This is a genomic window from Pseudomonas sp. Marseille-Q5299 (genome assembly GCF_943737035.1).
In the GTDB taxonomy this organism is placed as follows: Bacteria; Pseudomonadota; Gammaproteobacteria; order Pseudomonadales; family Pseudomonadaceae; genus Aquipseudomonas; species Aquipseudomonas putida_E.
Genome location: NZ_CALSFR010000014.1, coordinates 26,241 through 43,546 on the forward strand (window position 1 = coordinate 26,241; position 17,306 = coordinate 43,546).

Genomic DNA, 17,306 nt, shown 5'->3' on the forward strand with positions numbered 1-17,306 from the left:
CCGAACCTACCGATGATTGGCACAAGCGATGAGTAAGCATTTGAACCTGTCTCTCAGATTTACGGTTAGGTCAGATCGTGTGAAACAGTGGCCTTCTTCCTCACCACAGCGGAGTCCGCGCGAGATTGGTTGATCATGGTCACAGCAACAGCACCTATCAGTCCGGCGAGACCGATTGCCATGAAGTTCTGCTCCAGAGGCAAGGCCATCGATACGAGTGCACCAATCAAAACAGGCGCGACAATCGCCCCGATGCGACCGACGCCCGACGCAAAGCCGACCCCAGTGGAGCGGATGGTGGAGGGATAGAAATCTCCGGCGTATGCATAGGCCAGAAGCTGGGTACCGAGCGTCGAGGCACCCACGATGAACACTACGACGAAGAGCAGTTCAGTAGAGCGCGTATAACCCAGTAGCGTGAGTGCAACCGCGCCCACTACGTAGAACACCACCAAGACGTGCTTGATGCTGAATTTATCGCTGAGCCAGCCACCGAAAATTGCACCGAAGATCGAACCGAGATTGAACACGATAACAAAATTCAGGGCAGAGCCGAGGCTGAAGCCCGCCATGGCCATCAGCTTGGTGAGCCATGAATTGAGCGCGTACACCATGAAAAGCCCGGTCATGAATGCCATCCAAATCATGACGGTGCTGTATCCACGCCCTTCCTGGAAAAGGCTTCGTACAGGCCTCTCTTGGGCAGAGACAATTTGAGGGTTGCCGACGAGTTGAGTGTCATCCTTGATCATGAGGTCAGGACGGAGGCGACGGGCAATGACTTTCAACTCGTCATCCCGACCTTGTTTCAACATGAAGCCGATAGAGTCGGGCATGGTCTTCAGTATGAAGGGAATCAAAACTACTGGTAGGGCTGCCACGTAGAACACATATTGCCAACCGTAGCTTTCGATCAGTTGCTTACCGGTGAGCGCTACCAAAATTCCTCCCACCGAATAGCCTGCGAAAACGATGGTCACCAGGCGGGTGCGAACTTTCAAGGGCGAGAACTCTCCCATCTGCGCCGTGCAGATAGGCAGCACGCCGCCGATCCCCAGGCCGGCGATGAAGCGCATGATACTGAAGGTCAGCGGGTTGTCAGTGAAACCTGCTGCAGCGGTGAATATGCTGAAGAGAGCTACACAGATTGCGATCATCTTTGGCCGACCAATACGGTCTGCCAGAGTGCCCAAGAAAATTGCCCCCAGCATTGTGCCAAACAGTGCTGAGCCAGCCATCACGCCGGCACTGGTTGCGTCAATTTGCATGTCAGCCATGATGGCTGGCAGCGCTGCGCCAACCACCGCCAAGTCGTAACCATCAATTATAAGAATCAACACGCACCAAAAAAGAATCAGTCCATGAAAGCGATTGAACTTTGATTCTCCGGCCAACGTGTACATATTCAAAGAACTCATACCGTGTCTCCTTCAGTCTTGTTTTTGTCTTTTGAAGTCCACATACGTATTGCGATCGCAGAGCAATCGGATCTGTCCGACCACCTGGATGGAATTCCCAGCGCTGCCTATCGGGACTCTCACAGCTCGCGCAGTAGAGGCTCTCGACATCAGCGGAATTTCGCGAGGCAAAGAACTTAGCAACGTAGGCACGGCTCCGTTTGCTAGCACGTACTCTTGCAAGTCGAACCAGCAGCAGTCTTGACGAGCGACGCTTGAGCTTTAGCAATCTCTTGGTTACGCAGGATAAAGCGTTGGAGCTTCCCACTCGGTGTTCTCGGCAGGTCGCTAACAAACTCTATTTCTCGTGGATAGGAATGAGCTGCCAAGCGCCTACGAACGTACAGGGAGAGTTCTTCGGTCAGCTCAGGCGAAGCCGTGAATCTCTGATTGAGCACAACGAACGCCTTAACCAGCTCTGTACGCTCCGTATCAGGCTTACCAACAACGGCTGCATCAACCACTGCGGGGTGTTCAATCAAGGCGCTTTCAACGTCAAATGGGCCTACACGATAGCCCGACGTGGTAATCACGTCGTCCGTGCGCCCTACAAAGCTAATACTCCCATCCGCGTTGAGCTCAACACTGTCGCCGCTCAAATAATATTGCCCGATGAAAGACTTAGTCGGCGCCCCGTGATAGCCAGAGAACCAGAACATCGGTGATTGCTTCCGATCAATCGCCAGAATTCCCGGTTGACCAGGTGGTAGCTCAATACCCACGTCATTCACTACCACGATCCGGTAGCCCGGGGAGGCAAACCCGGCTGCGCCTGGATGTACAGGGTGATCTAGTCCGTGATGGTTGCAGAGCACCATGCCCAGTTCGGTCTGACCGTAATGATCGTGGATAGTCACTCCCAATGTATCGGCGAACCACCGGATCACCTCCGGATTCAATGGCTCGCCGGCGCTGCTCACAATTCGCAATTTTCCCCTAATCGCACTTGTGAACTCCTCTCCGGCAGCAATTAGCAGTCGAAAGGCGGTAGGTGATCCTGCAAGATTTGTAATGCCGTACTTCCGTATTACCTGGCAGGTGCTCTGCACCGTAAACGATCCATCGTACAAGGTGATTGAATGGCCAATCGCCAAAGGGCCCGCGATACCAAAGTAGAGGCCATAAGCCCAGCCTGGATCCGCTAAGTTCCAGAATGCATCCTCATGTCTCAGGTCTACTGACTGGCGCATATAGCTTTTAAACGCCACCAACGCCTTAAGCGGTACCGTCATCCCCTTTGCTGGGCCCGTAGTACCTGAGGTAAACATCATGAGAAACGGGTCGTCCCCAGTCAGCATTTCGGGCTGGCACTCAGGAGGGAACTTTCCCAACTCATCCCAGAAACTCAAGTCACGACCGTTGTTTCCAATGGTGATTATGGAGGGACAGAACTCGACTTCATCTAGCTTCGGGCGGTTTTGCAGGTCAGTCACCACGACGCGCGCAGCGGAGCCTTCCAGGCGATGTTGAATGGCCTTCGGCCCGAAGGCGGTGAAAAGAGGTTGGTAAACCGCGCCAATACGCCATGTGGCCAAGATAGTGATAAGCAACTCAGCCTTTCTTGGTAGCAGTCCCGCGACCCTATCTCCCTTTTTGACACCTTGCGCTCGAAGGGCGTTAGCGAAGCGGGCAGCATTATATTGCAGGTCTGCGAATGTATAGGTTGCACTGGTACCATCAGAGCCCTCGTAAAATAGGGCAGCTCGGTCATCTTGAGCATGCCGATCACAGCATTCGATACACGCATTGACGGCTGACAAACGTCCAGCTAGCTCAAGGTCAACAACATGCTGATAGCTAAAGCTAGTCAAAGCAGAAAAGTAATCAGGCATCACGAGCGTCCCTCTGAGTTATTTTTGGATGGGAGAAATCGCTGACACGGGCGGAAAATAATCGCCTTCGAATGACGAGCCCGACAATGGTAAAAGCTCTCAATGTCTGTGACCGGATTTGCCACTTACCACCGAGAAATAAGAAGGGTCACCCACTGCAGCTGCAGCAATAGAGCTGTGAGAGGAGATATGTCTACGTGCGACGTTTCTTGCTATTCGTGAGGAGCTGAGTCGTCGGTGTCATGACCTTGTCCGGGTTCAAGGGCAACGGCTCAAACGTGTGGTGAGCGGCTACTTCAATTGCCACGCGATACCGGGGAACCTATACCTCTTGGCGGATTTCGTTTGCCGGTATGCCGTCTTTGGCAACAAGCCCTTAAGCGTAATCGGCTTCAATGGTCACGGTGTGGACGCCTTGGCGATCCCTACATCCCGATACCTAGAAGGCACATCCTTACTTTGAGGATCGCTTTGCGTCACATACCCGAGGCAGGAGCGCTATGTGGTAGTTCCGCATGTACGGATCTGTGCGGAGGGCGGCAAATGACTGCCGTTTCTACCGCGACCCAGACTGCCATCCTGACTGCATAACAACAGTCCAGGAAAGCCTGATCATGCCGAAATTCCTCCATACCATGATCCGCGTAGGTGACCTGGATGCCTCCATGCGTTTCTACGGACAAGCGTTCGACCTGCAGGAATCCCATCGCCTTGAGTTCGACGACTTTTCCCTCGTCTAAGGATGGTGACCGGATCCAAGTGTTGGGACAAACCATTAACGTGATCGCCGTGCCTGGCCATACCTCAGGGCATCTGGCCTACCACTTGGTTGATGAGGACGTGCTATTCAGCGCCGGCTGCGGCCGGCTATTGGAGTGGACGCCGTTGCAGGTGTTGAAGTCGCTCGAATACCTTGGAGGGCTGCCAGACCAAACGCAGGTGTACTGCGCACATGAGTACACCCTGTCCAACCTGCGTTTTGCTTTGGCTGTCGACCCAGACAATCATCAAATAGCCGGGCGCTTGGCTGAGGTCTGTGAAATCCGCAATCGCGGACAGTGCACCGTACCTACCCGCATCCGCGTTGAACAGGCTTTTAATCCGTTTCTGCGTGCACGGGAGGCGAACCTTGCTGAAGCTGTCCAGCGCCACACGTGACTACCCATCACATCACGCGATGTCATGCTTCGCTGCTATGCGTAAGTGGAAAGACAATTTCTGAACAACAACAACAAAAACAACAACACCTATGATGAAAAACACTGCGGATTACCCTGACAGCCTTCATGATTGCTACTGCCCAAGCTGCTCAAGGGCCTGCGGCAGTATTCACAAAAAACGTGCGCCATGTGCCATAACTGACAACTCCCAAACGCGCCCAAAAAGGCGATACCGCTGCTTGCAAACTTCGCATCCTGGATCACGGATCGCGGATTAAGTTCTATAGCGCTCTGCACTGTGATAGACATTATTTCACCACGTAGCACCTAAACAAAGCCTTCAGAGCACATAAGATAGGATCAGTTGGTAGTACAAGCCAGCTCGCCCCACACAGTGGACACAATGTATAAATCAAATACCAGGCATCGACCGAAAGCTATGTATGCTTCGCAAAAAAGAGTTTCTCTCAGTTAATGGCAGTGCCTACAAAATCGTAGCTTTGGAGAGACGCTTATTGAGATTTTGCGTATTCCCTACAGTGCGTAGCATGCACGCACTACAAAGCGGGCAAAAAAATTGCCCACTTTGCACAGCCAGTCAGCTCAAATATATAACCAAACCAGTTAGAATGACTTGCTAACCCCAGCGACAACTGTTGCTGAGCAGACATCATCAAAACCGTTGAAGTTGAGGCACTCCACCTTGGATAGATTGCTATCGGCGTAGCTGAGAGACCATTTGAGCCCCAGCAACTCCTTGTTCATTTCAATCTGCCACTCATTATACTTGCTTTGGGCGCTGCCATTTCCGGAAACGAAAACTGGATCTTTATAGTCAACCTGACCGTAGCGCGTTTTCAAACCGATGCCTCCTGGCAAGGTAGTTTCATAGCCTACGAAGCTGTAGAGCATGCTTTCATCTCCCCACAGGTCATCGGAGTAATAACCGCCTACAATAAATCCGTGGGCATTCAGTTTCGCATAGTATTCGCTGTAATTGAGATCCGCTTGCTTGGGGTACTCGTACTCCAAATAGGTCAACTCCAAGCTAACGTCATCGGCCAACTGCATGGAGTAACCCAGGTAATAATCGATTTCCTGGCGTGTCTTGCTGCCGTGACCGAAGTCAACATTCGAGCTCCATACGCCCGCGAACAAACCACTGGAATGTACTAACGTGGCTGAGCCCTGAAGGGCAGGATCGCCTTGGGTTTGTGACATTCCGCGAGACCAATACTGACTGTACAACCCTGCATCGAGCGCTAGCGTAAAGTCCTTACTTAACTCAATCGCATTGCTTTCCGACCATGGCGCAACTGCCGCCAGAAAAATAGCCGCAAATTTAACAGAATGCTTCATACATATCTCCAGCTATAATTTTTGTTAGTTTTCATAGAGCAATTACCACTGCGACAGCTACAACGCTAGCAGGCACACCAACAAGAAAATAACAGTTGATAAATCAGCACTGGCCTTAGGTAGCTAATCAGTGAATCTCCGAATGAGAGGCAGAAGACTCAGAAAATTCTATTTTTTATTTAGACCAAGCCTACAATTGGGAACTGAGGTTTGGCGTGGTTAGCGCCATCACTGCTTGGCTCTGATGTTCTAGAGCTAAGCCGATGGATCTGCTTACCGAACCGATAGACTATCCTCACGCAGACGACGCAACTGTGCCAAACTGAGACAGCAACCTGCCCAAGGTTTGAAACATGACCAGATGATCAGATTCCCTCTCGGCACGTTACCAAAATCAGTAGTAAATCCAAAAATTAGGGAGGCCAATTAAAATCGGGATGATTTCTGGCCGCTATTTACAGTCTTCCACTCGCGCAATCCTCGCAAATCTAGGAGGCCTCACGCCTTGCAAGAAAGTGCCTAGTGATGACAAGCATTTCCGCTGATAACCTTTAGCTTTCAGCACCCATAACAAAATACGATTCGCCCGTCTAAGCACTCGCTGTCACTCTAATTCCGCCGTCTTCAAATCAACAATTTTAAATACAGAGATAGCGATATGCTCAGAGTAGGTATTCTAGGCTGCGGTCGAATCGGACATGTGCACGCGGCGAGCCTAATGCAGATTCCAACCGCCAAGCTTGTAGCAGTAGCTGACACCATACCCACAGCAGCTGAAAAATGTGCCAGCCGCTTCAATGTTGAAGCCAGGACAATCGAAGGAATCATTCGGGCAGAAGACATCGATGCGGTAGTGATTGCGACGCCCTCTCCGACTCACTTCGACCTTATCCATACCTTGGCCGATACAGGAAAGCCGATTTTCTGTGAAAAGCCTATCGATATGTCCTCAGATCGGGTTCGTCAATGCATAGCAAAGGTCTCAAGCGCCGGCGTACCGTTTATGACCGCGTTCAATCAACGGTTCGATCCGCATTTTGGTGCGTTGCAGAAACGACTAGCTGCGGGTGAAATCGGGCAGCTGGAAACTGTCACAATCACGTCCCGAGACCCTGCTCCACCTCCGGTCGAGTACCTGAAAGGCTCTGGTGGCATCTTCAGGGACATGATGATCCATGATTTTGACTTGGCACGATTCTTACTGAATGAAAACCCTACTCGGGTGTTTGCAACGGGGTCAGCGCTGGTAGACCCTGCAGTTAAAGACGTGGGCGACGTTGACACCGCCATAGCACTGCTCATGACCAAGTCTGGAAAAATATGTCAAATTTCCAACTCACGGCGTGCTAGTTATGGCTATGACCAAAGACTCGAGGTACATGGCTCCAAAGGAATGCTGAGAGTTACAAACATCCATGAAAGCCAAGTTGAAAGTGCGACAAGTTCAGGATTTACGATGCCTGTCGCCAAGCCATTTTTCCTAGAGAGATTTGGCCCTGCATACCTCGCAGAAATGGAGCAATTTGTACACTGCATTTCCACTGGCACACCACCTACTCCGAACGCTGCAGATGGGTTGTTTGCTCAACTGATCGCGGATGCTGCCGCTGAGTCTTTAGCATCCGGTCAACCTATCGACATCAAGTATTGAGAATAGCACATGAAAATTGGCATCATTGGGCTAGGCAACGTTGCAGAGCTCCATGTAACTGCAATCAATGAAATTGATCCCACCGCCTACGTCGGCGGATGGGGTAGAACTCCAGGCAAAGCAACTGCATTCAAAGAGCGATTTGGAGGAGTACTTTATCCGACTCCGGAAGCATTGCTTGATGATCCTAGCATCGATGCGGTTGTGATCTGTACCAACGCAGATACGCACTTCCACTTCGCCAGAGAAGCTCTATTCGCAAGAAAGCATGTACTGATCGAAAAGCCAATTTGCACGAGCGCCGATAAAATCCGAGAACTGGAGATACTTTCGCGCGGTGTCAACCGATTGTGCGCACCGTCTCACAACTATGTTTATGCAGAAACAATGCAACGTGTTCGCGCACACATTGACGCCGGGCACCTCGGAGAAATCGTAAACTTCTGGGCGATCTATAACAAGCGTCACCGCGCTGAAATTGGCGCGCCTGATCTAACCATGAGCGAGCTTATGGTTCATCACATATATTGTATGCTGTATTTCCTGGGCCGGCCGGAACGAGTATTTGCTACAGGCTCTAATGTCCATTTCGAAAATCCGCAAGCCCACGATCAGCTAATGATCATCGCAGAATATCCAAACGGCAACATTGCGAATCTTTGGGGCAGCTTTTCAGCCGATGATTGTAGCCGTGACCCCTGGTCTGTGTACTTCAAAATTATCGGCAAGAATGGTTCATCAGTGGTGCCGTGGGATACCACAAAGTTCGGAGACGCGAGACTTCCGTTCTGGGACGACGGCACATACTGGGATAGCTTTTACCAAATTCAAAAGTTCTTCATTGAAGAGTGCCTCACTGGAAAGCGTGCCCCTCTTTCATCTCTGAGCGACGCTTATGACGCTGCTGTAATCATGGATGCTGCTCGAAAGTCCATTAGTGAAAGAAGGTCTATCGATCTCGATTTCAGCTAAGCGTTACAGCGATCCCTAGTGGCCGACCAAAGGAAAGGTTGTTGCAGTAGTAGTCACACCACTGCAACAACACCATAAGTCATCCGCAATCTACACGTACGCTTTAATCAATCTCATTATTAGTGCAGTTTGAGCCTTGGCCGGGTCTTACGCTGCAGCAACTCAGAGAATGCCTTTAACAGCATTCTCGTAGCGCCAAACAGTGCTACCTGATGAAGCCGATAAAGTGACATATATAATGTCCTTGCAAAAATACCTTCGGTCACCTTTTTCCGCCCCAGAAGTCCACTCAGCGTCCCTACTGCATTGAAAGACGCCATTGAGATCAATGTCCCTCGATCTTCATAACTGAATTTAAGCAGCGGCTTGCCAGAAATGTGAAGGGCGACGCTTCTGCTTAGCATCTCGGCTTGTTGATGGGCAGCCTGTGCTCGAGGAGGGACAGTACCTGCACCCTCATCGGATAACGGACAGGACGCACAATCACCTATGGCGAAAATTGAGTCATCGAGCGTCGTCTGGAGCGTACGGCGTACTAGAAGCTGGTTGATCCTATTCGTCTCCAGCCCGCTTAGCCCGTTCAAAAATGCAGGGGCTTTGATACCTGCAGCCCAGATCGTCAAGTCAGAGGCTATAGCACCACCGTCGGCCAGTACTACGCCCTCAGCCTTCACCTCCTTCACCGCCGTATTCACACGGACGTCTATCCCCAGGTTGGCTAGGCCCGAGTGAACAGTCTCACTGACATCTTGATTCAAGGCAGGGAGAATCCGAGGGCCAGCCTCTAGCAAGGTCACTTGCAGAATGTCCGGGGACGCATGACGAAGGCCATACCCCTCAATAACACGGACAGCGTGCTGCAGCTCTGCGCACAACTCAACCCCGGTTGCGCCGGCTCCAACAATAGCGATCCGGAGTGGATTAGATGCATCTTCTGCATGCGCTCGCATGTAACGTGCGAAAAGCTGCTTCTGAAGCTTTTCTGCCTGGGTACGGCTGTCCAAGAATTGGCAATGATCTTGAACACCCACGGTGCCAAAATCATTGCACTGACTACCAACAGCCAGTACAAGCGTATCGTAAGGTACCTCCCGCGCATCCCCGCCGGTAGATGCTAGTAGCACTACTTTTCGTTCACGATCCAGACCTACCATGCGACCATACTGAAATAAAAAATAGTTCCACTTCGCCTGCGCAAAATAATTCAGCTCATCAATACTGGGATCCAACGAACCAGCTGCAACTTCGTGAAGGAGCGGCTTCCAGATATGCGTTAAATTTGCATCCACCAATGAAATCGCCGCTTTTTTTTGCTTTCCGAGTGTCTTACCAAGCCTGGTAGCCAACTCAAGCCCGCCTGCGCCACCACCAACAATCAAAACCCTATGCTTCATTACCTCACCCCAAACTTAATATAAGCAGCACGCACACGAGAGCGGACTAACGCAGTCGAGCAAAAAAGGCAGGCAGTATCAACCCAAAGAAAAATTTAATTTTGATGCAGTTCCACCAACAACCCTTTTCTAAGCCACAGGGTTATCTAGTAATTTTGAAGCAGTGAGCCTGACCAAAAAAAATCATTCACCCAAATTATAAATACCGAATCAAAACTCGAGTTACGTTTTCACACACATACACTCAATGATTTTGCTTAACATAAAACGCCTAACACATATAGCTTACTCGCTACCCAAGGGACTACATCCATGTCAATGACCCCACAAACTTCCAGCAACCATGGCGCATTAATCTGAGGACACTGCGCACTAGTCGCAACATCATTCGGATCTCGCAGCAGAAAACTTGGCCGCTCCCTAACAAATTTATTAAACAACCAATGACTTGAAACTAAATATCCTCTGACACCCGAGAAACCTTAAGCTCTCACCAATAATCCTAAGACAGCCAATAAGCGAATTTCTGTCTTATTTTGGTACACTCGTATAATTTTCCTCACAGAATTAGAGACCGCGAGCGTCCAATTCTCATTTCGTTTTTAACCATGTAGACCACTCTCAAACGTCCGTTTTTCTATAAAAAACGACGAAAGCCAAGTGGTTATCAGACTTTATGAAGCCAACGATTAGGCTCGCCAAACTAGGTAGGTAACAGGAGCCTCTCATGCGAGAGGCTCATGCGACTAGAATTTTTGCAAGAAGTACTTCGTACTTGATTTTTTAAGCGATGTTGGATTCAGCTCGACCTGACAGCGCTTGAGACTCCTGCTTGACAGCTTGTAGGAACGCGCGATTCCCTTCTGCACAGCCAGTGCAAATAGCCTTCTGGCCAGCAGAAGGATCACTGTCCATTTCAATCGCTGTATAAGACCTGTCGCAAACATGGCATTTTATATGCTGACTCCATACGTCCGCTACTTCATTTCTAGGCTCTCCGACGCGAAGAATTGGCCGACCATGATTGAATTTAGTTATTAACCCGTAGCTCAAAGCTGCGATAGCAGAAATAATGATGGGGGCAAAGTCGACGTACCATACTCCTTTAGCACCAAACTCAATGATGTAAATACCTACCGCTGTAGAGAACAAAATCGCCCACGCGCCTGGCATCATTGCTTTGACCCTACCTGGACGGAACTCGGAGTGCTGAGTGCCTGGATGAAGCGCATAATGAGTCATTATAATCGCCACCCATGATGTAACGGCTACACCCTGCCAAGCTAGCGCTTTCAGCAAATAACTGAACACATTGGTAAGCATCAGAGAGTAAACGCAAGCCCCAACAAAGATAACCCATATAGCCCGAGGTAATCGCAAACCGAAACCTCTGGCAGCGAAACCAGCCATATTTAGCGAGGCCATATAATAGTTTGCAGTGTTGATACGTGTTTGACTAACGATAATGAACAACAAACCGACTACGCCTGCCGACTTAAGAACTGCTTCCGCAATACCCTGTTCACTGGCTTTCAGACCAGGGAAAACGGTTTCCATGATAAAGATACCCGCCACGCCATTGACAATGTAAAGGGCAAAATAGAACAGTGGCCCAAAGGTAACTATTCCATGGAATTTAGCATCCTGTGGTTTACCAAAACGTGAGAATTCAGCGGTCACCATCATGTTGACGCAAATGCCCATATAGACAACGAATGCCCACAACCAGCCTGGCATGGAGGTTTCAAGTGACGGCTGAATAGACAAGAATCCGGTGGAAAACCCAAAGCGGCTTCCGGCCATCAAGACAATCACCAACAGGCCTCCGACATACAATGGCAGCAGTGTTCCATTTAGCTTATCCATCCATGCCTGGATGCCTCCTACAACAAGTGGCATTGCATAAAGGACTACCAAAAGATACCACCATCGGATGTCACTCTCAGGTGAGAAATACTGTTGAAGAGCGACAGCTATAATAGAGCCCTCGAACACTGCATAGTAAGTAGCGGTAACAGCAAAAAGCAACGAGGAGATAATCGCACCAAAATTCCCGAATATCCCTCTGGATAGCAACGCCACAGAAAGTCCACTTTTGATGGATCGCTGACTAATAATATAGTTAATCAGCCCATAGAATATTACTGACAACAGAATACCGATGAGTGCACTGCGTGATCCCACCGCCTGCGCGACAGCAACACTGATGTAGAGGTAGAACAGAGCGCTCAGTACAGACCAAGAGGCCATGGCCAAACTCCACCGACCTGTGCGGGCAGCCAATGGAACTACATGTCGCGAATAATCCTCGGCAGACTGCTCCTGCAAAACACGGGGGTCATCATGATCACTGATATTTAAACGATCTTGCTGGGACATATTACTCTCTCGCTTTAAGTCTTTAGCCTAGATGCGCTGCTAGCTTACGGTTACTCCCATCCATACTCAAATTGGACACCAAAGTTTGACCCATGTAGAGCATTACCAAATGCCCCAGCATCAGAGAGCGCTGAACCGGCTGCAAATTCGTTCGCCGCTCGCTGAGCAGCAGCATTCCAACGGGCATAAGTGTAATAAAGACGGATCTCAGGCCGATCGTTGAATCCAGGGCCATTTGGCGACCATGTAGGCGCGATTGTGAATTTTGTAAGCTTACGAGTTCCACCAGGTGCCGTTACCTGATCTCGCCCAAGCTCAACCGCAAGCTTGAACTGCTCGGTGAATCCGTAGACTGGACGAACACCGATCGACAGCCAATTCAGGTCTGCATCGTCCTGTCGCTTATCCTTCTGGAAAACAACATTAAATTGTCCTCCAAAATTGCCGGTTGACTGCCAGTCGAAAATCTCTACTGCTCGCCAGCTCCGATTGCTCCTATCGAGTTCAGGATCGCCTGTGTAACCTAAAGCCGTTCCAGGGCCCTCGCCATACTGGAGCGCAAACTTGTTCTGGCCGCCGAGAAAATTAGCCTGTTTGTGCTGAACAACTGTTGACCAACCGTCATGGGTATTATCACCGCTTGGAGCACGGATAAAGCTGACCCCAACTTCAATCTCTCCACCTGGGTTGACCTTGAAGCCTTCGACGTTAAAGTCTTGTCGGGTAATCTTCTCTTTCTGGAAGACGCTGTCCTTGCGTGAGAATACGTAGCTGTACTTATAGTCTCCTATCGATACCCGATCCAAGCCAAAACCAGTCGCGCTCTGATTCCAATAGAAGAAGTCAGAGATGTTGATATCATTCCTTTTATAGAATCGACGCCCGGCCCAAAGCGACCCTCCTCCCAATGCCGGCATCTTGCCCCATTCCATATAGGCTTGGTTCATTCGGGTGAAGCTATCGTCTCCTGAAAGCGCCGGTGTATGTCCGTAATCTGTTTGTGTTTGAACCATAGCATCCAGACTAACAACCGAACCATCATCGAGATTGGCTATATCTTGCCTTCCCTCTACCTCGATGTATTGCTCACATTCGTTACCCAGGCGGTACTTCGACTGCGCTCCGAGAAGCATAAAACAGCTTTGCTTACCCCCCGATGTCGAGCCACCAACGCCGCTTCGCATGTAGCCATTGAATTCAATTGCAGGAGCTTCTTCTGGAAACAAGAGCGCAGCCGACAGCGCGCCCCCAAAAGAGCTCAATCTCAAAGTTCTCATTCGCGACTCCGTTATTATTATTAATTGGTCACTGAACAATGCACGAACAAAGGCACACACAGCCAACCAGCAAAACCATGAATACTCATAATCTTAAATTCGTCGACCATGACAACAAAGCTTGAACAACAGATACAAAAAGGCTAGAAACCGATCAGTATCGGCTCCTAGCAAATGTGGCACAGCGACGAAAATATCGGATGTTACTTTGAGAAATACTTCAGCAGTTCGTGAGTGAGCTGCTCGGGCTGTTCCTCAGGAATGTAGTGACCGCTCTGAACCATTGTTCCGGTTACATCCGTAGCGATCAATTTCAGCTCAGTGACAAGGTCGGGCATCGAACCCTGATCTGCACGAATGGCTAGGATTGGAACCTGCAGCTTCCCTTTCTTCGCCAGCTCACGGTTCTGATCAGCCGATTTTCCCATAGCACGATAGTAAGCCAGGCCACCCTTCAGACCATTAAGCTTGAACACTCGAAGGTATTCTTCAAAGTCGTCCTGTGTAAAGATCTGAGGAATAGCAGCTTTACGCTGGAGGTACCACTGCAGATAGATATGCTCGCGCCCTTCCAGAAGAGCCTCTGGCAGATCCACGAGATTATGGAACCCGCAGTGCCAAGTACGCCAAGCGACATTGCCAGCCCATGGAAGATTATCCGGTAAGCTGATACCAGGAATGCCGCAATCCAGAATCGCCCATCCGGTGACCTGATCGCCGTAGTTCGCGCAGTACGGGTAGCTGACCCAAGCACCAAGGTCATGGGAAATCAGCGAATGCTTGCCCACACCAATCTTGTCTAGCATGCCGCGAAGCAATCGAGCGATGTTGGCCGTATCACAACCCGCCGGGCGATCCGAATCCCCTTGGCCTGGCAAGTCAGGTGCGATTACCCGGAAGTGCTTGCCCAAGATCGGCAGTACTTTTCGCCATGCATACCAGCTTTGCGGAAAACCACAGACCAGTACCATCACTTCACCGTCTTCGCGACCACCACTTACGTAGTGCATCCGCGTGCCATCAACGGTCACAAAACCACGCTGAAATCCTTCTACACCGCTATCCGGCCATTCACGCTTGCTAAACATCGTGTTCACCTATGCTGAAATGCTTGTAGATATCTGATCTATCAGAAAGGGTCTCGGGCAGCGGCCAGCCAGCCACCATCCATTACGTACTCACTACCGTGAACGAAGTCTGCCTCATCACCGCCGAGGAACGCAGCAAGCTTGGCGATTTCACTCGGCTGGCACCAACGTCGCGCAGGGAACTTCTCGAGGGCAGCCAGCATGTCAGGTGAATGAGCAGTCACAGGATCGGCCATAGCGAGTGGGGTAGCAGTTGCCCCTGGGCAGATTGTGTTCACGCGAATACCGCTTGCGCCATACTCGAAAGTCAGCTGCCGTGTAAGGCCAATCACTCCATGTTTGGAAGCCGTATAAGCAGTACCACCACCTGCGGCACTGAAGCCGGATGTAGAGGAGGTGTTGATGATCGCGCCTTTTTTCTGCTTGAGCATTTGAGGGATGACAGCACGGGCCATCAGGAAAGGCCCAGTGAGGTTGACCGCAATGACTCGGTTCCACTCCTCAATGGAAACTTCGTGTGCAGTGGAATGCCCATCAAGAATACCGGCATTATTGCAGAGCAGGTCAATTCGCTCCCACTTGGCGATGACTGCTTCCACGGCTTCATTAACACTGGCAGGATCGCTTACATCGACTCGATACGCGAAGCCTGCCTCCGTGTTTGCAATTGTGGAAATCGATTCTTCGGCGGCTTTCAGATTGATATCCAGCGCAACAACTAAGGCTTGGCGTGCGGCAAACTCTTGAACCATTGCCCGCCCCATGCCAGAGCCAGCACCGGTAATAATGACTACGCGACCATTGTAATTATTCATATAGCACTCTTCGTCAGATATTTAATTGCGCATTGATATCTAGCGCCGCCAGACACCTTCGATCATCGGCGAAGGATCTGAACGCGTCCAATCGCCATTTACGATTCTTTTAGATCAGCTTTGGTTATCAGAAATTCCGTAACTGCCTCAAGCCACACTCAAGCCACAGCCTTAACCATGTCCTCAATCGTTTTCTTTGCATCACCAAATACCATCATGGTTTTTTCCATGTAGAACAGCTCATTGTCCAGGCCGGCATAGCCACTGGCCATGGAGCGCTTGTTAACGATGATGGTCTTCGCTTTGTACGCTTCAAGGATTGGCATGCCGGCGATCGGCGATTTCGGATCGTTCTTGGCCGCCGGGTTGACCACATCATTGGCACCCAACACCAGCACCACGTCAGCCTGTCCAAATTCGGAGTTGATGTCCTCCATTTCGAACACCTGGTCGTACGGCACCTCCGCTTCAGCCAAGAGCACGTTCATATGCCCTGGCATGCGACCAGCCACTGGATGGATCGCATACTTCACGGTAACGCCGTTGTGAATCAGCTTTTCAGTCAGCTCCTTCAGCGCGTGCTGGGCACGAGCCACGGCCAGACCGTAACCAGGAACAATAATCACGGTGTCGGCGTTGGTTAGCAGGAAGGTGGCGTCATCGGCAGAACCAGACTTCACTGGTCGCTGCTCCTTAGATCCCTGATCTCCGCTGATATCAGCGTCACCACCGAAGCCGCCCAAGATCACGCTGAAAAATGAGCGGTTCATCGCCTTGCACATAATGTACGAGAGGATTGCACCACTGGAGCCAACCAAGGAGCCGGCGATGATCAGCATTGAGTTGTTCAGCGAAAAACCGATGCCTGCTGCTGCCCAGCCTGAATAGCTGTTCAACATGGAAACCACCACTGGCATGTCTGCGCCGCCAATGGGGATGATCAAGAGAACGCCGAGGACGAAGGCGAGCAGCAGCATCAGAATGAAAGCGTCAAACAAGCCTGTGGTGCTGTAAATGATGCCTAGGCCAATTGTCGTGAACAGAACCAGAAGGTTGGTTTTGAATTGGCCCCGAAAGATAAATGGCGCTCCTTGGAAGAGACGGAATTTGTATTTGCCAGAAAGCTTGCCGAAAGCGATCACAGAGCCTGAGAAGGTGATGGCACCGATCGCCGCGCCTAGGAAGAGCTCAAGACGGTTCCCACCCGGAATGGGGTCGTTGATCGAGGCAACGATACCGAGTGACTGGGGCTCAATAACACCTGTAATGGCGATGAACACCGCTGCCAAGCCGATCATGCTGTGCATGAAGGCGACCAGCTCTGGCATCTTGGTCATCTCCACGCGCTTGGCCATGATCGAACCGGCTGTGCCGCCGACCAACAGCCCGAAGATGACATAGCCCATCCCAGCGCTAGCGATTCCTGAACCCAGCTTATAGATGAGCCCTACGGTCGTCAGAATGGCGATGCCCATGCCAATCATGCCGAACAGGTTGCCCCGTCGCGAGGTTGTCGGGTGAGACAGACCCTTGAGCGCCTGGATGAAGCAGACCGAAGCGACAAGGTAGAGCAGCGTTATCAAGTTCATACTCATGTTACTTCTGCCCTTCGCTTTTGGTTTTCTTCTTGAACATTTCCAGCATGCGCCGGGTAACCAGGAAACCGCCGAATACGTTCACCGCAGCTAAGGCCACGGCCAAGGTGCCCATGATTTTTCCAGCAGGTGTCACAGTGAGTGCGGCAGCCAGCATGGCGCCAATGATCACGATCGCCGAAATGGCGTTAGTGACGGCCATCAACGGCGTATGCAAGGCTGGAGTGACATTCCAAACCACGTGGTATCCCACGTAGATGGCCAGCACGAAGATGATGAGGTTGTAGATGCCATGGGAAATCACCAGGTCTTCCATTGTCGTGCTCC

At 50.7% G+C, this 17,306-nt stretch carries 14 protein-coding genes; 4 read left to right on the forward strand and 10 right to left on the reverse strand.

All coding sequences use genetic code 11. The features are described from left to right. Positions 1-65 precede the first annotated feature (65 nt). A complete protein-coding gene (locus NGJ21_RS25515; protein WP_251962867.1) occupies positions 66-1,418 on the reverse strand; it encodes an MFS transporter in 1,353 nt (450 codons plus the stop codon). Positions 1,419-1,621: 203 nt separating this feature from the next. Next, positions 1,622-3,289, reverse strand: coding sequence for an AMP-binding protein (locus NGJ21_RS25520; RefSeq protein ID WP_251962868.1), 1,668 nt, complete (start codon positions 3,287-3,289; stop codon positions 1,622-1,624). Positions 3,290-3,903: 614 nt separating this feature from the next. On the opposite strand from NGJ21_RS25520, the gene NGJ21_RS25525 reads away from it, so the two are divergent. Beyond that, positions 3,904-4,029, forward strand: coding sequence for a VOC family protein (locus tag NGJ21_RS25525; RefSeq protein WP_251962869.1), 126 nt, complete (start codon positions 3,904-3,906; stop codon positions 4,027-4,029). Continuing rightward, positions 4,001-4,447: a hydroxyacylglutathione hydrolase C-terminal domain-containing protein gene (locus tag NGJ21_RS25530; RefSeq protein ID WP_251962870.1), complete on the forward strand. Its 447-nt coding sequence runs from the start codon at positions 4,001-4,003 to the stop codon at positions 4,445-4,447. Before NGJ21_RS25525 ends, NGJ21_RS25530 begins: the two co-directional genes overlap by 29 nt. Positions 4,448-5,073: 626 nt before the next feature. On the opposite strand, the gene NGJ21_RS25535 is transcribed toward NGJ21_RS25530, so the two are convergent. After that, positions 5,074-5,808 carry a TorF family putative porin gene (locus NGJ21_RS25535; RefSeq protein WP_119688889.1) on the reverse strand — a complete coding sequence of 245 codons (735 nt, stop codon included), beginning with the start codon at positions 5,806-5,808 and terminating at the stop codon, positions 5,074-5,076. A gap of 658 nt (positions 5,809-6,466) precedes the next feature. Here NGJ21_RS25535 and iolG point away from each other — a divergent pair. Both iolG and NGJ21_RS25545 read left to right on the forward strand, forming a co-directional pair. Next, complete coding sequence (gene iolG, locus NGJ21_RS25540; RefSeq protein WP_286010446.1) at positions 6,467-7,459, forward strand: inositol 2-dehydrogenase; 993 nt, start codon at positions 6,467-6,469, stop codon at positions 7,457-7,459. 9 nt (positions 7,460-7,468) lie between these two features. After that, a complete protein-coding gene (locus tag NGJ21_RS25545; protein ID WP_119688887.1) occupies positions 7,469-8,431 on the forward strand; it encodes a Gfo/Idh/MocA family protein in 963 nt (320 codons plus the stop codon). 119 nt (positions 8,432-8,550) lie between these two features. Here NGJ21_RS25545 and NGJ21_RS25550 read toward each other — a convergent pair whose 3' ends face one another. The 7 genes from NGJ21_RS25550 to NGJ21_RS25580 all read right to left on the reverse strand — a co-directional run bounded on the left by NGJ21_RS25550 (position 8,551) and on the right by NGJ21_RS25580 (position 17,295). After that, the gene (locus NGJ21_RS25550) at positions 8,551-9,825 is read right to left on the reverse strand and encodes an NAD(P)/FAD-dependent oxidoreductase (protein ID WP_119688886.1); all 1,275 of its coding nucleotides are present in this window, start codon (positions 9,823-9,825) and stop codon (positions 8,551-8,553) included. Between the two features lie 783 nt (positions 9,826-10,608). After that, on the reverse strand, positions 10,609-12,204 hold the full coding sequence (locus NGJ21_RS25555; protein WP_147405251.1) for a purine-cytosine permease family protein: 1,596 nt from the start codon (positions 12,202-12,204) through the stop codon (positions 10,609-10,611). Positions 12,205-12,254: 50 nt separating this feature from the next. After that, the gene (locus NGJ21_RS25560) at positions 12,255-13,481 is read right to left on the reverse strand and encodes a maltoporin (RefSeq protein ID WP_119688884.1); all 1,227 of its coding nucleotides are present in this window, start codon (positions 13,479-13,481) and stop codon (positions 12,255-12,257) included. 203 nt (positions 13,482-13,684) lie between these two features. Then, positions 13,685-14,569 carry an alpha/beta fold hydrolase gene (locus NGJ21_RS25565; RefSeq protein WP_119688883.1) on the reverse strand — a complete coding sequence of 295 codons (885 nt, stop codon included), beginning with the start codon at positions 14,567-14,569 and terminating at the stop codon, positions 13,685-13,687. A 41-nt stretch (positions 14,570-14,610) separates the two neighbouring features. Then, positions 14,611-15,384, reverse strand: a complete 774-nt coding sequence (locus NGJ21_RS25570; RefSeq protein ID WP_119688882.1) for an SDR family NAD(P)-dependent oxidoreductase — start codon at positions 15,382-15,384, stop codon at positions 14,611-14,613. A 158-nt stretch (positions 15,385-15,542) separates the two neighbouring features. Continuing rightward, the gene (locus tag NGJ21_RS25575; RefSeq protein WP_119688881.1) at positions 15,543-16,979 is read right to left on the reverse strand and encodes an NAD(P)(+) transhydrogenase (Re/Si-specific) subunit beta; all 1,437 of its coding nucleotides are present in this window, start codon (positions 16,977-16,979) and stop codon (positions 15,543-15,545) included. Between the two features lies 1 nt (position 16,980). Next, positions 16,981-17,295 carry an NAD(P) transhydrogenase subunit alpha part 2 gene (locus tag NGJ21_RS25580; RefSeq protein ID WP_119688880.1) on the reverse strand — a complete coding sequence of 105 codons (315 nt, stop codon included), beginning with the start codon at positions 17,293-17,295 and terminating at the stop codon, positions 16,981-16,983. Positions 17,296-17,306 lie beyond the last annotated feature (11 nt).